The following is a 13,089-nucleotide window of genomic DNA, read 5'->3' as shown; positions in this document are numbered from 1 at the left end:
GGTGGTTATGCTCCTGCCATGCCTCGCTACGAGTACCGCTGCCGCGCCTGCGGCACCACCTTCGAGCTGAACCGGCCCATGGCCGAGTCCTCCGCTCCCGCGTCCTGCCCGGACGGGCACGACGACACGGTGAAGCTGCTGTCCACCGTGGCCGTCACCGGCGCCGCGTCCTCCTCGTCCTCCGCTTCCTCGGCCCGGCCCCCGTCCGGCGGTGGCGGTGGCGGCTGCTGCGGCGGCGGTTGCTGCGGTTGAGCCTTGGGGGACCCGGGCGGATCCTGGAGATACGTACCCGTGCCGCGCCTCCGGTTGTGCGCGTGTACGTCGTGCGTGTACGTCGTGTACGCGCCGGTGACGTGGCGGTCCACGGGTACGGCCTCGACCGCGAAGAGCGCGCGGCCGGGGTCCGGCGCCAGCAGCAAGGAGGCCGGAGATGGCTACGGGCCGCCCCTCCCCCATCGGTCCTCATCCCGCCGGAGTCGCACGGCACTTCCCGGAGCGGATCGGCGCGCACACCACGCTCGATGAGCATCTGCCCGTCGATCACCGGCTCAGCAAGGTCTATCGCGTCGGCGCCGGGCTCATGGGGCTGGTGCTCGTGGCCTTCGGCATCCTGGGCCTGATCCACCGGGTCGGCTTCTTCGACACCGGCAGCAACACGGTCGCCGGGCTCAACACCAACGGCACGCTGAGCGTGCTCTCCATCGTCATCGGGTTGCTGCTGTTCTTCGGCATGCTCATCGGCGGCAACTTCGCCTCGACGCTCAACATGGTGCTCGGGCTGCTCTTCCTGCTGAGCGGGTTCGTCAATCTGGCGCTGTTGGAGACCCCGTACAACTTCCTGGCGTTCCGGATGCAGAACGTGCTGTTCAGCTTTGTGGTGGCGCTGCTGCTGATGTGGTTCGGGATGTACGGACGGGTCAGCGGCGGTCTGCCGCATGACAATCCGTACTGGGTGACCCGCCACCCCGAGCAGGCCGAGCGCGAGGCCGCCCACGCGCGTGAGCTGGTCGCGGCGCGGGAGCGGGCCGCCGAACGGGGCGGTACGGCCCTCCAGCCCGGCGCCCCGCTCACGCCCGAGGCCCCGAGCGCCCAGGGTGAGCCTCTTGAACGGTCCGGTCAGCCGCCCGGTAAGTGGGGCAAGCTGGATCAGCCCGGGGGCGGCGAGCCCGCGGGTGAGCACAGGCCCCCCGGGCGCTGGGCCCGGGTCCGGCAGCGGATCCGCGACCGGCGGCTCAGCTGATCCGACCGGCGGTTCAGCTGACCCGGCGTGCGAGCGTCAGGCCGTCGGCGACGGTGAGCATGACCGCCTCCATCCGGGCGTCCGCCGCCACATGGTCGTTGAACGCCCGGATCGCGGCGCCCCCGGGCGATGGCGCCGCCTCCATGACCTGCGCGTGGTAGAAGACGTTGTCCGCGGCGATCAGACCGCCCGGGTTCATCCGTGGGACCAGCTCCTCCCAGTACGGGATGTAGTTCTGCTTGTCCGCGTCGAGGTAGGCGAGATCGACATGGGGTTCGGCGGGCATCGCGCGCAGCGTGTCCAGCGCGGGCGCGATCCGCAGGTCGATGCGGCCCTCGACACCGGCCTTCGCCCACGCCTTCCGCCCGTACGCCGTCCACTCCTCCGACACATCGCAGGCGATCAGCCGGCCGTCGGCGGGCAGCGCCTGGGCCATGGCCAGCGCGGAGAAGCCGGTGAAGGTGCCGACCTCCACGATGTGGCGGGCGCCGGTCAGCCGGACCAGGAAGGCCAGCAGCGGGGCCTGCTCCTCGGCGGACTGCATCCCGGCGTGGCCGGGAAGGTTGCGGTGGGTGACCTCGACGAGCTCGCGCAGGACCGGGTCGAGCGGCGGATTGTGCCGCAGGACGTAGTCGTAGAGCTCGGCCGTGATCGGTGTGCTCTTGCTCTCGGCCATCACGGCCTCCCTTTCGGCTCCTGGGCTCCCCGACCGGTTCCGATCCAGTCAGCTTCAGCTTCCCAGATAGCGCAGTACGGCGAGCACCCGGCGGCTGTACCCCGCGTTCCCCGGCAGTTCGAGCTTCTCGAAGATGGCGTTGATGTGCTTCTCGACCGCGCTGCGGGACACATACAGCCGTTCGGCGATCGCCGCGTTGGTGTGCCCCTGGGCCATCGCGTCGAGCACCTCCCGCTCGCGCGGGGTGAGGCGGCCCAGCGGGTCGGTGCGGGTGGAGCGGGCGAGCAGTCTGCGTACGACCTCCGGGTCGAAGGCGGCGCGGCCCGTGGCGACCCGTTCCAGCGCGTCGAGGAACTCGTCGACCTGCACCACCCGGTCCTTGAGCACGTAGCCGACTCCGCCGGACCGTGCCCCGGGAGCCCCGGGCCCGTCCGTCTCGGCCGCCCCCTCCCCCGTCAGCAGCTCCGTCGCGTACCGCTTCTCCACGTACTGCGACAGCACCAGCACGCCCACCCCCGGCCACCGCCGCCGGATCTCCAGCGCCGCCCGCAGCCCCTCGTCCGTATGCGTCGGCGGCATCCGTACGTCCACCACCACCGCGTCCACGTCCGGTGCCGCCTCGACCGCCGTCACCAGCGCGGCGCCGTCCCCCACCGCCGCCACCACCTGGTGCCCCTCCTCGGCGAGCAGCCGCACCAGGCCCTCGCGGAGCAGGGTCGAGTCATCGGCCAGGATCACCCGCACGGCACACCGCCCGGGGATGGGGCGGGCAGTTCCGCGGTGACGGTGGTGGGGCCGCCGGGCGGGCTCACCACGCTCAGCCGGCCGTCGAGGGCGGCGACCCGGCGGGCGAGGCCGAGCAGGCCGCCGCCCGCCGGGTCGGCGCCGCCGGTGCCGTCGTCGGTGACGCGGACGGTCAGCGTGCCCGGGGCCACGGCGGTCAGCGCGACGTCGACGCGGGCCGCGCCCGAGTGCTTGAGCGCGTTCGTCAGCGCCTCCGCCACCACGAAGTACGCGGCGGTGCGCACCGCCGTGACCGGTTCGGCCGTGAGCCCGTAGTCGAGCCGTACGGGGATGGCCGAGCGCTCGGCGACGGTCTCCAGGGCGATCCGCAGCCCGGCCTCGTCCAGCGCGGTCGGATAGACCCGCCAGGCCACCTCGCGCAGCTCGTCCAGCGCCTGGCGGCTCTCCTCGTGGGCCTGCGCCAGCAGGGCGCGCGCCTTGGCCTGGTCCTGGCTGCGGCGGGCCCGGCCGAGCAGCATGCCGAGCGCCACCAGCCGCTGCTGTACGCCGTCGTGCAGATCGCGCTCGATGCGGCGCCGTTCGTCGTGGACCGCCTCGACCACCCCGGCGCGGCTGGCGGCCAGCTCCTCGATGCGGTGCCGCAGCGCGTCCTGGGTCTCGGGGCCGAGGACGTCGCGCGCCAGCCGCGCCTCGAGGCCGACCACGCCGAGGACCCCCTGGACGGCGAGGAACAACAGGAAGAGGCCGCCGACACCGCTGGTCACGACGCTGACCAGGTCGTGGAAGGCGTAGCCGAGCAGCCAGCCCCAGAGGAGGAAGGTGCCGTAGGCGATGCCCGCGAGCCCGGCCAGCAGCACCAGACCGCCGAGCAGCCCGACGGCGGTGCGTGCCGCGAGGTAGCGCAGCGCCTGGTGACCGCCGTAGTCGGAGGTGACCTCGATGTCCAGGAACCGGGCCAGTCTGCGGCGCTCCAGCTCGGTCAGCCGCGCCGCGCCCGCCGTGAACGGCCGCAGTACGCACTGCCGCGCGCCCGGCCAGGGCACGGACAGCAGGGTCAGCCCCACCGCCACCAGGAACGGCAGCGCGACGAGCGCCGCGCCGCGCGCCGCGGCCATCTCCCCGTGGTGGCACTCATGGTGGAAACGCTAGCGGCCCGGACCGGCCGGGACACTGAGGATTTCCGCAGGTTGCCGGTGCGGTGGACGGCCGGGGAACCGGATGGTCGGCCTCATGGCCGCCGGGTGCGGCCGGTTCCTAGCGTTCCGGCCATGACTGATCGCATCACCGACTGGGCCACCGGCCTGATGGACGCCCTCGGGGCGCCGGGCGCGGGCGCCGCCATCGCCCTGGAGAACCTCTTCCCGCCGCTGCCCAGCGAGGTGATCCTGCCGCTCGCCGGGTTCGCGGCGGGGCAGGGGCGGATGAGCCTGGTGGCCGCGCTGCTGTGGACCACCGCCGGTTCGGTCGTGGGCGCGCTGGCGCTGTACGGGGTGGGCGCGCTGCTCGGCCGGGAGCGGACCGTCGCGATCGCCGAGCGGCTGCCGCTGGTCAGGCCCGCCGATATCGGCCGGACCGAGCGCTGGTTCGGACGCCACGGCACCAAGGCGGTCTTCTTCGGCCGCATGGTGCCGATCTTCCGCAGCATGATCTCGGTTCCGGCCGGTATCGAGCGGATGCCCCTGCCGGTCTTCCTCGCCCTGACCACCCTCGGCAGCGCGATCTGGAACTCCGTGTTCGTCCTGGCCGGTTACGCGCTGGGCGACAACTGGCGCGACGTCACGGACTACGTCTCGGTCTACTCGAAGGCGGTGCTGGGCGCGGCCGGGCTCGCGGTGCTGGGATGGGTGGCCGTGCGGCTGGTCAGTCCCGGCCGCGGGAGACGGCGCGGATGATCTGGCTGCGGGCGCGCGCCCAGGTGACGGAGGAACGTGTCCCCAGGGCGCGGACGATGGCCTCGCCCGCCGCGACGCCCTTCTCCTCGACCACGGTCAGCTGGGGCGCCGACCAGCCGATGTCGGCCAGTTCGCCGTGGCCGGGGCGCCAGGCGCGGTCGGCCGCGAGCAGCAGATCGGTGTCGAGCAGCGAATCGCCCGCGGCGAGCACCTCGTCGGCTCCGGTGCGGCTCTTGATCTCGGCGACGGCCGCGCTCTTGGTGAGCGGCTTGGGCACGGCGTAGATCTTGCGGCCCTGGAGGGAGACCGTCCAGCCGCGCGGGTCGGCCCACTGGGTGAGCTCCTTGACGTACCCCTCGGGCAGCAGCTCCCGCCTCACCACGAGATAGGCGAACAGCTCCTCGGCCACCCGCTCCTTGAGCAGCCAGGCGGGGTCGGCGGTGGCGCTGAGGTGGGCGCGCACCTCCTCCAGGGGGGCGCATCCGTCGTCGAGGGCGCCGCGCACCCGCTGCTGCCAGTCGGCGTCGGGCTCGCCGTTGACCAGCAGCTGGCCGCCGTTGGCGCAGATCGCGAAGCGGGGGGCGGGGCCGGGGAGGCGGATGCGGCGGTACTGCTCGACGGTGCGGGTGGTCGTGGGGACGAAGACGGAGGTGCGGACCAGCTCGGCGAGCAGCCCGGCGGCGGTCTCGGTCAGGTACGACAGCGGCTTGCCCTCGTACGTCTCGACGCACAGCAGCCGCGGGGCCTCGGCGTCCGGCATCTCGAGGCCGAGCGCGGCCGCGGAGTAGATCAGGGTGCGGTCGAGGTCGCTTGCCACCAGAACGCTCATCGTGCCGCCACCGTTCTCTCGTGTCTGCCGGCGGCGATGCCCGCCGTGTCCGCGGTGTTCGCCTTGTCGTCCGTCTTGTCGCCCGTCCTGTCGGCCGCCTTGTCGGAAGCCGTGCCGACCGTCTTTCCGTCGGCCCCGGTGGCGCCCCGGGTGTAGCGCGGGTGGATCAGCCCGACGCAGGTGTACGGGAGGTCGTCGGCCTCCTCCACCGGCACTCCGCGCTGCTCGGCGAGCAGCCGCACGTGGTCCAGGTCCGCGCCCGCGCCGCGCTGGGCGAGGATCTTCCACGGGACGCGGCGCAGCAGCACCCGCGTGGTCTCGCCAACGCCCGGCTTGACGAGGTTGACGTCGTGGATGCCGTACTCCTGGCTGATCCGCTCGACCGCGGCCCAGCCCTCCCAGGTGGGGGTGCGGTCGGTGGCCGCGAGCCGCTCGGCGTCGGCCAGGGCCGCCTCGGCGACCTCGGCGAAGCGGGCCGAGACGGTGTCCAGGAAGTGCTCCGAGACATCCGAGCCGGCGAGTTCGCGGTAGTACTTCGCGCCGTGGAAGTCGTTCGGGCCGACGAGGTCGGCGCGGAGCACGGTGCGCGATATCAGCCCGGAGACGGTCGAGTTGAGGCATGCGGAGGGGACGAGGAAGTCGTCCCGGGTGCCGTAGGTGTCCACACAGCGGCCGGGGTCGGCGAGGACCGCGATCCGCGGATCGAAGTCCGGGTACGGGGCGACGGCGTCCGACAGCTCGCGGGTGATGGCGCCCTTACCGGTCCAGCCGTCGACGAAGACGACGTCGGACGGGTCGTGGTGGTCCGCCAGCCAGCGCAGCGCGGCGGTGTCGATGCCGCGGCCGCGCACGATGGAGATCGCGTAGTGCGGGAGGTCCAGCCCGTGGGCGTGGCGCGCCCAGCGGCGCATCAGCACCCCGACGGGGGTACCGGCGCGGGCGAGCGAGACGAGTACGGGGCGCGGGGAGCGCTCGGCGAGCACGGTCTCGGTGACCGCGCCGACCGCGCGGGCGATCCGGGCGGCGGAGGTGTCGAGGGCGGCCCGGAACAGCTCCTGGTAGCGCTCGTTCGGCTGGTACTCCACGGGCAGCGACTCGGCGTAGTGCGCGCCCCCGCTCTGGATCGCCTCCTCCCGCTCCTCGGTGGGCGCCTCGAGGGTGACGTGGGAGAAGTCCTGGAGCAGCCAGCCGACCTCTTCGGGCGCGTAGGACGAGAAGTCCGGTCCGCGCAGGGGTTCGTTCGACGGTTGGTGCATGGGCGGTGCCTGTCGTTCGGGGACGGTGCGGGGGGTGGGGGGGGTCTGCGGGCGGTAGGACGGCACCACGGCCAGCACCAGCCGGTCCGTGTGCGCGCCCAAGCCGGCGAGCAGCCCGCCGGGGGCGTGCAGCGCGGGCGTGTCGGCGGTCGAGTCGACGACGGCGACGACGGCGTCGAAGCGGCGGCCGGGGTCGGCGCCGGGCGCCACGTTGTACGCGTAGCGGGGCCCGGGGCCGTCGGCGGGGTCGTCGTGCGCGGGGAAGGTCAGCCGGGTCCTGATGGCGTATCCGGGGTCGTCGACGGCGAGCACGGGCGAGCGGGTGGTCGTCGAATACCGCACCTCGACGCCGTCGAGCGCCTCGTCCAGCGCCTCCGCGATCCGCAGCGGCGCGTACATCAGCTCCTCGAACCCGAGGACGAGGACGCGACGGACGGGGCGGGGCGGGGCGGGGGCGCCGCCGGTGCCGAGGCCGCCCGGGGCACCCCCCGGCCCGCCCGCGTCGCCGCCCGGCCCGCCCGGGGCGGGCGCGGCCCGGCCCGAGGCTGCCGCCGGGTCGTCGGCAGCTGTGGCAGAGGCGTCCGGGGTTTCCCGCAGCGCCGCCGCGAGGCGGGTGGCCAGGGTGGGGAGGGCCGCTTCGAGGCGGGCGCGGTGGGTGGGGGTGAAGCCGTGACGACCGCCGTCCGGGAGCCCTTCGGGCCAGCCGAGGTCCACGCGGTCGGCGGACGGGCCCGCGCCGGTGGCGGTGTCGGTGGTGGCGGCGGCGGCCTTACGGTCCTCGGCGGCGGCCTTACGGTTCCCGGCGGCGGCCTTACGGTTCTCGGGCGCGTCTTCATGGCCCTCGGGCGTGGCCTTACGGTTCTCGATTGCGGCCCCACCGCCCTCGGCGGCTGCCTCGTGCGCGGCCACCAGCTCCGCGCCGCGCTCCAGGACGTCGTCCGGGAGGTGCACCGCTCCGGCCGCGGCGGCGACCAGGTCGACGCGCGCGCCGAGGTCGGCCGCGAAGGCGTCCAGGCGGTCGCGGTCCTCCGGCGAGCGCATGTCCACCAGGGCGACCACCACATAGTGGTCGCGGGGGAAGCGGCGGTGGAGGGCGGCGATGGTGTTGAGGACCGTGCGGCCGGTGGAGAACTCGTCGTCCACGAGGACCAGCGGGCCCGTCGAGGCCAGGAACCCGGGGTCCTCGGGGAGCAGCAGATGGGAGGTGGCGTGGCTGTGCTCCTCCTCGAAGCCGCCCACCGTGGCGACGCCCGGGACCGGGCGGCGGGTGGAGTGGAGGTACGGGGCGAGGGCGAGCCCGTCGGCCACGCTGTGGCCGAGGCCGGTGGCGGTCTCCGCGTACCCGAGCACCACCGCGCGCGCCGCCGCCTCGTCGCCCAGCAGCTCCCGCACCCGGCGGCCGAGCCGCACGCCCGCGCCGTGGACGGTGGCGGGGCGCTGCGGGACGTGCTTGCCGAGCACGTTGGAGACCAGCAGATGCGCCCGCTTGGGGTTGCGCCGCAGGGCCAGCCCCAGCAGCTCCCGCAGCTCCGCGCCGCCGTCGCCGTCCGCGCTCCCGCGCCCGCTCCCGGCCACGGCGCCGGTCCCAGTCCCAGTCCCAGTCCCGGCCCCAGTCCCGGCCCCGGCCAGCCGTACTCCGAGCCGGTCCGCGACCCACTGTCCCGACCACACGTTGTCCACGCTCACGCCGCCCTGCGCCTCGTTTCCATCGTCCCTCGTCCCTCGTCCCCGGGCCCGTGCCGGGCCCGGTTCGCCCTACGTCCGCAGGCTCGCCGCCAGCAGCTCCACGAAGCTCACATCCTCCCGGGCCACCCCGAAGACCTCCGCGCGCCGCAGGGTCCGCTCGGCCCAGGCCCGGTGCGGCTTCACCTCGTTCATTTTGTTGGTGTACGAGGAACGCAGCACACCGCCCCCGCAGCGCTGCGGCTCGAGGATGTCCACCGCGTCGCTGAACTCCTCGTGGCTGACGACGGAGAGCGCGTGCACCGGGGCCACATGGGTGGGGTGGATGCAGGTCTTGCCCTGGAGACCGTTGGCCCGGTCCAGCTCGATCTCGCGCAGCAGCCCGTCCATGTGGTGCTCGATCAGCGCGGTGCGCAGCGACTCGGCGCGGCCGCTGCTGAAGGGGCTGATCCGCAGTTGCGGCTTGAACATCCGCTCATGCGGTTTGAAGTACTCCCACACCGGCCCGGTGATCGTGAAGCCCGTGCCATCGGCCCGGCCCAGCATGTTCACCACGTCCGCGATCACGGACGCGACCAGCTGGACGTCGTAGGCGGTCATGTCGGGAGCCCTGCGCAGCCCGTACGCAGAGCACAGATCGGTGACCCCGAGCCGCAGCGCCAGCACCCGCTCCCGGTACTTGTCGACAATCCGGCTGATGCCGCTGAGGCTGTCGGTGCGCGTTTCGCGGTGCATCAGCTCGGGCGATTCGAGGACCGGCATCGCGAACAGCCGCCGTCCGCCCAACGCCTCGGTCACCTGGGCGGTTTCGGCCGACATCAGCGCCTCGAGAAAGGCCCCGCCACGCTCCTCGGTGAACTTCGGCAGTACGAATCCGGACAGCAGCCGCACGCCCGCTCCGAGCCGGGAGACGAGATCGACGATCTGCTCGGGGGTGCGGACCCGGATGAAGAGCAGCGGCAGCGAGGTGCCGGAGTCGCGCCCGGACAGCTCCGCGAACTGCCGTACGAGGTTCTCCTCCGCGCCCGCCACCTCGGCGTCGTCGATGGAGTCCTCCAGGCACAGCACCATGGAGACGACGCCACGACCTGCCTGTTTGACGATATCCTCGGCCAGCCGGGGCCGGGTCGCCGGGCAGTACAGGGTGGCTCCGAGGGCGACGGCCAGCGTCCGGGTGGGCGAGTCCACGCTGAATTCACCGGGCTCCCGGTGGAAGAGGTTGGCTCGCACCTCGACGGGCAGATGTTCGAAATGCCGCATACAACTCCCCGCGCTGCCGGTACGCCGCCTCGGTCACGCTGACCCACGGTTGGCCGATAATCGTACGTGCGGCCATGGGTCAAAAGTTCCCCAAGGGCGTGAAAATCACGTAACCCATGTGCGTCCGCGTGGTGTCCGGCATGCCCGCCCTGCCGCCCCGTACCACCCCCGCGCTGCCGCCCGCCGCGTACCCTGCGTTGTCCCCGCACCCACCGGGAAGGCAGGATTGCCGCCATGACGCAGGCGATGCTGAAGGGATCGAACATCCCGCTGGAGGCCACGGCCATACGCGCGGTGCTGCGCTGGACCCCCGGCACGGACGTACCCGACGTGGACGCCTCGGCGCTGCTGCTGGGGCCGGACGACCGGGTGCGCTCGGACGAGGACTTCGTCTTCTACAACCAGCCGCAGCACCCCTCGGGTCTGGTCCGGCATCTGCCCAAGAAGCCGAACCAGGACACGCTGACGGACACCATCGAGGCCGAGCTGATCGGGCTGCAGCCGGAGATCCGCCGGGTGGTGATCGCGGCGTCCGCCGACGGCGGCACCTTCGGGCAGGTACGGGATCTGAGCCTGCTGCTGTACGACGCCTCACCCGGTGCGCCGGACACGGCGGACGCCGAGCCGGTCGCGATCTTCGCGGTGCTGCCGGACACCGGCAAGGAGACCGCGCTGATCTGCGGTGAGGTCTACCGGCGCGGCGACGGCTGGAAGTTCCGGGCCCTGGGGCAGGGCTATGAGTCCGGGCTGGTCGGGCTGGCCACGCAGTACGGGATCTCGGTGGAGGACGGCGAGGGCGGCCCGGAGGACGACGCCGCGGCCGAGCCGGAGGCCATCGCCGCACCCGAGCCCGCCGCCGCACCCGAAACCCCGGCCCCCGCCCCCGAGCCCGCGGCCGCCGCCACCTCCGCACCCGCTTCGGCCCCCGGCGCTCCGCCCCCGCCACCGTCCGACGCGACGACCCAGGCCCACCCCCCGGCGTACGGCTATCCGCACCCGGTGTCGCCCGACCCCTGGGATCCGCAGCGCACCCAGCCCATGCACCCCGCCGCCGCGCAGGGCGACAGCGGCTACGCCTATGTGCCGTCGCAGGTGCCGCCCCCGCCCCCGCAGGCCCCGGGCGCGGGATATCCGCAGCCGCCCGCCCAGGCCCCGGCGCAGCCCGGCTATGGGTATCCGCAGCCGCAGCCGCAGCCTCAGCCGGGATACGGCTACCCGCAGCCGCCCGCGTACGGCTATCCGCAGCAGGTGCAGCCGACGGGACCGGTGCCGCCGCCCCCGCCGCCGATCCCGGCCCAGGTGCCGGACCCCCATTTCGTCCTGCCGCCGCAGGGGCCGCAGTTCCAGAACAGGTAAGAGCGGACGGGGACGGGGCCGCGGGGCGGGCCGGGGTCACACCTTGGACTTGTAGCCCCGGCCCCACTGGAGGCCCCAGCCGTACAGCCGGTCCAGCTCCGCCTGGAAGCCGTAGACGTACTTCACCTCGCGGCGGACCATCATCTCGCCCTTGACGTTCTCGATCAGCACGACGGCGCAGGAGCGCGCCTGCGGGGCACGCTCGTCGAGTGCGATCTCCACCCGCGGCCCATTGCTCGGATAGAGCGTGACCAGGCCGTGGGTGCGGTCGAAGGCGGGGGTGCCGTCATAGATGTAGACGAAGACGAGCAGTCGCTTGATGTCGTCCTTGTGGTCCATGTTGACGTAGACCGTCTCACCGGACCCGGAGCCGAACCGGTCGTCGCCGCTGAGCTTGATATACGGCGCCTCGTTGAGATTGCCGAAGAACTCGCCCAGCGGCTGCACCACGCCCTTGGAGCCGCTCTTCAGCTCGTACATCACCGCGAGGTCGAGGTCGACATTGACCAACGCGGGTCCCTGGGCCTGCACCGGCTCGGGCTTGAACATCTGCAGCGGATGGCGCAGCGAGCCGCGCCTCGCCCTGCTGTTGAAGTCCGAGGTGCGCATCTGCCAGGAGAGGTTGATGCGCAGATTGCCGGTGGCGGCCCCCTGCTTGGTCAGCGAGATCGACGCATGCCGCTTGGTCAGCTCGACCACACCGGACGCGTCACCGCTGTCGAACTGACGCCATGCGGACCGTCCCCAGTTGTTCCAGAACGCCATGGTGCGCACCCCCACCCTTCGTCGCTCGCTGCCTCGTGGCTGGCAGAAGGCTGCCCCGGAAACAGCCCCACAAGCCGCCTGCCACCCGCTCAACTGCCGCGGGGCGGCCAGGAGTCCGAAGACCTCGGCCGCCCCGCTCAGAGCGTTCCTCAAACACCGCCGCGTCACACCCCGGCGGTCAGACTCCGGAGGTGACTTCCGTCTTGGCCTCCGAATCCTCCCCGGCGGCCGCCTCCTTACGGTTGCGCCGGACCGAGGACCAGTACGAGGCGGCGATCAGCACCACGCCCACCAGGCCGGTGATGACCTCGTTGATCTCGTACTTGATCGTGACCAGCAGGATCACGGCCAGCGCGCCGATCGCGTAGTGCGCGCCGTGTTCCAGGTAGACGTAGTCGTCCAGGGTGCCCCTGCGGACCAGGAAGACGGTCAGCGACCGGATGTACATGGCGCCGATGCCCAGACCCAGCGCCATCTCGAAGATGTCGTTGGTGATCGCGAAGGCGCCGATGACCCCGTCGAAGGAGAAGGACGCGTCGATGACCTCGAGGTAGAGGAAGAGGAAGAACGCGGCCTTGCCGGCCAGGCCGACCACGGTGGCGCCGCTGGAGCCACGGCCGCCGCTGCCGTTGAGCTGGGCGTTCGTGGCCGCCTTCGCGCCCTCGTCGACCTCGCCCCCGGCCGCGTCGGCCTCGTCGTCCTCGTCGTCTTCCTCCTCCTCTTCGAGCTTGTCCTCGAAGTAGCCGGAGATGCCGCCGACGATCAGATAGGTGAGCAGACCGGCGACGCCGGACAACAGGACGGTGGCGCTCTTGTCACCGCCGCCGTGGGCCACGTCGGTGGCCACGGTGGTGGCGGTGACCAACAGTCCGATCAGGGCGACCACGATCGAGAACGTGTCCAGCTTGCCCAGCTTGGCGAGCGGCTTCTCCAGCCACCCCAGCCACCTGATGTCCCGCTCCTCGAAGATGAAGTCGAGGAAGATCATCAGCAGGAAGATCCCGCCGAAGGCCGCGATCGCCGGATGCGCCGCCGTGACCAGGTGCTCGTACTGGTTCTTGTCGTTGATCGCGAGATCGACGGCCTCGATGGGGCTCATCTTGGCCGTGACGGCGACGATGATCACCGGGAAGACCAGCCGCATGCCGAAGACGGCGATCAGGATGCCGACGGTCAGGAAGATCTTCTGCCAGAAGGCGTTCATCTTGCGCAGAATGCCCGCGTTGATGACCGCGTTGTCGAATGAGAGCGAGATCTCCAGGATCGAGAGGATCCCGACGATGGCGAGCCCCTGCCACCCCCAGAGGACGCCGGCCAGGGCCAGACCGATCGCCGTGATGGCGAACGACCAACCAAAGGTTTTGAGGAGCACTGCCTACCCAATCCTT

The 13,089-nt window shown here is 72.4% G+C and carries 11 protein-coding genes and 1 pseudogene; 4 read left to right on the top strand and 8 right to left on the bottom strand.

Going from position 1 to position 13,089, the window contains the following annotated elements; translation table 11 throughout:
* Nucleotides 1-18 precede the first annotated feature (18 nt).
* The gene (locus LIV37_RS33915) at nucleotides 19-252 is read left to right on the top strand and encodes an FmdB family zinc ribbon protein (protein ID WP_037962217.1); all 234 of its coding nucleotides are present in this window, start codon (nucleotides 19-21) and stop codon (nucleotides 250-252) included.
* Between the two features lie 178 nt (nucleotides 253-430).
* Nucleotides 431-1,240 (top strand): DUF4383 domain-containing protein, encoded by an 810-nt coding sequence (locus LIV37_RS33910; RefSeq protein WP_020871597.1) that lies wholly within the window; start codon nucleotides 431-433, stop codon nucleotides 1,238-1,240.
* A gap of 13 nt (nucleotides 1,241-1,253) precedes the next feature.
* On the opposite strand, the gene LIV37_RS33905 is transcribed toward LIV37_RS33910, so the two are convergent.
* Genes LIV37_RS33905 through LIV37_RS33895 form a run of 3 tightly spaced genes read right to left on the bottom strand, consistent with a single transcriptional unit; the run spans nucleotide 1,254 to nucleotide 3,775 of the window.
* Nucleotides 1,254-1,916 carry an O-methyltransferase gene (locus tag LIV37_RS33905; protein WP_020871596.1) on the bottom strand — a complete coding sequence of 221 codons (663 nt, stop codon included), beginning with the start codon at nucleotides 1,914-1,916 and terminating at the stop codon, nucleotides 1,254-1,256.
* A gap of 54 nt (nucleotides 1,917-1,970) precedes the next feature.
* The gene (locus LIV37_RS33900; protein ID WP_020871595.1) at nucleotides 1,971-2,660 is read right to left on the bottom strand and encodes a response regulator; all 690 of its coding nucleotides are present in this window, start codon (nucleotides 2,658-2,660) and stop codon (nucleotides 1,971-1,973) included.
* A complete protein-coding gene (locus LIV37_RS33895; RefSeq protein ID WP_020871594.1) occupies nucleotides 2,651-3,775 on the bottom strand; it encodes a sensor histidine kinase in 1,125 nt (374 codons plus the stop codon). The genes LIV37_RS33900 and LIV37_RS33895 overlap by 10 nt, the downstream gene beginning before the upstream one ends.
* A 153-nt stretch (nucleotides 3,776-3,928) precedes the next feature.
* Here LIV37_RS33895 and LIV37_RS33890 point away from each other — a divergent pair, with 153 nt between their 5' ends.
* On the top strand, nucleotides 3,929-4,552 hold the full coding sequence (locus LIV37_RS33890) for a DedA family protein (protein WP_020871593.1): 624 nt from the start codon (nucleotides 3,929-3,931) through the stop codon (nucleotides 4,550-4,552).
* Here the strand turns inward: LIV37_RS33890 and LIV37_RS33885 are convergent.
* From LIV37_RS33885 to LIV37_RS33875, 3 genes and pseudogenes are all read right to left on the bottom strand, one after another.
* Nucleotides 4,521-5,381 carry an HAD family hydrolase gene (locus LIV37_RS33885; RefSeq protein ID WP_121824195.1) on the bottom strand — a complete coding sequence of 287 codons (861 nt, stop codon included), beginning with the start codon at nucleotides 5,379-5,381 and terminating at the stop codon, nucleotides 4,521-4,523. The genes LIV37_RS33890 and LIV37_RS33885 overlap by 32 nt on opposite strands.
* A 116-nt stretch (nucleotides 5,382-5,497) precedes the next feature.
* Nucleotides 5,498-8,323: pseudogene (locus LIV37_RS33880) on the bottom strand (phosphoribosyltransferase); the annotation flags it as partial.
* A 69-nt stretch (nucleotides 8,324-8,392) separates the two neighbouring features.
* Complete coding sequence (locus LIV37_RS33875; RefSeq protein WP_020871589.1) at nucleotides 8,393-9,580, bottom strand: HpcH/HpaI aldolase/citrate lyase family protein; 1,188 nt, start codon at nucleotides 9,578-9,580, stop codon at nucleotides 8,393-8,395.
* Between the two features lie 234 nt (nucleotides 9,581-9,814).
* Here LIV37_RS33875 and LIV37_RS33870 point away from each other — a divergent pair, with 234 nt between their 5' ends.
* Nucleotides 9,815-10,936, top strand: a complete 1,122-nt coding sequence (locus LIV37_RS33870; protein ID WP_020871588.1) for a TerD family protein — start codon at nucleotides 9,815-9,817, stop codon at nucleotides 10,934-10,936.
* 36 nt (nucleotides 10,937-10,972) lie between these two features.
* On the opposite strand, the gene LIV37_RS33865 is transcribed toward LIV37_RS33870, so the two are convergent.
* Together LIV37_RS33865 and LIV37_RS33860 are read right to left on the bottom strand one after the other, a co-directional pair.
* Entirely contained in the window at nucleotides 10,973-11,701 is a 729-nt protein-coding gene (locus tag LIV37_RS33865; RefSeq protein ID WP_121825109.1) for a TerD family protein, read from the bottom strand.
* A 178-nt stretch (nucleotides 11,702-11,879) separates the two neighbouring features.
* Nucleotides 11,880-13,073 carry a DUF475 domain-containing protein gene (locus tag LIV37_RS33860; protein WP_020871586.1) on the bottom strand — a complete coding sequence of 398 codons (1,194 nt, stop codon included), beginning with the start codon at nucleotides 13,071-13,073 and terminating at the stop codon, nucleotides 11,880-11,882.
* Nucleotides 13,074-13,089 lie beyond the last annotated feature (16 nt).

Origin of the sequence: Streptomyces rapamycinicus NRRL 5491 (genome assembly GCF_024298965.1) — a bacterium.
GTDB classification, from domain to species: Bacteria; Actinomycetota; Actinomycetes; order Streptomycetales; family Streptomycetaceae; genus Streptomyces; species Streptomyces rapamycinicus.
Note: the sequence above shows the minus strand (reverse complement) of the source record. Positions and strands in the feature narration are given on the sequence as shown.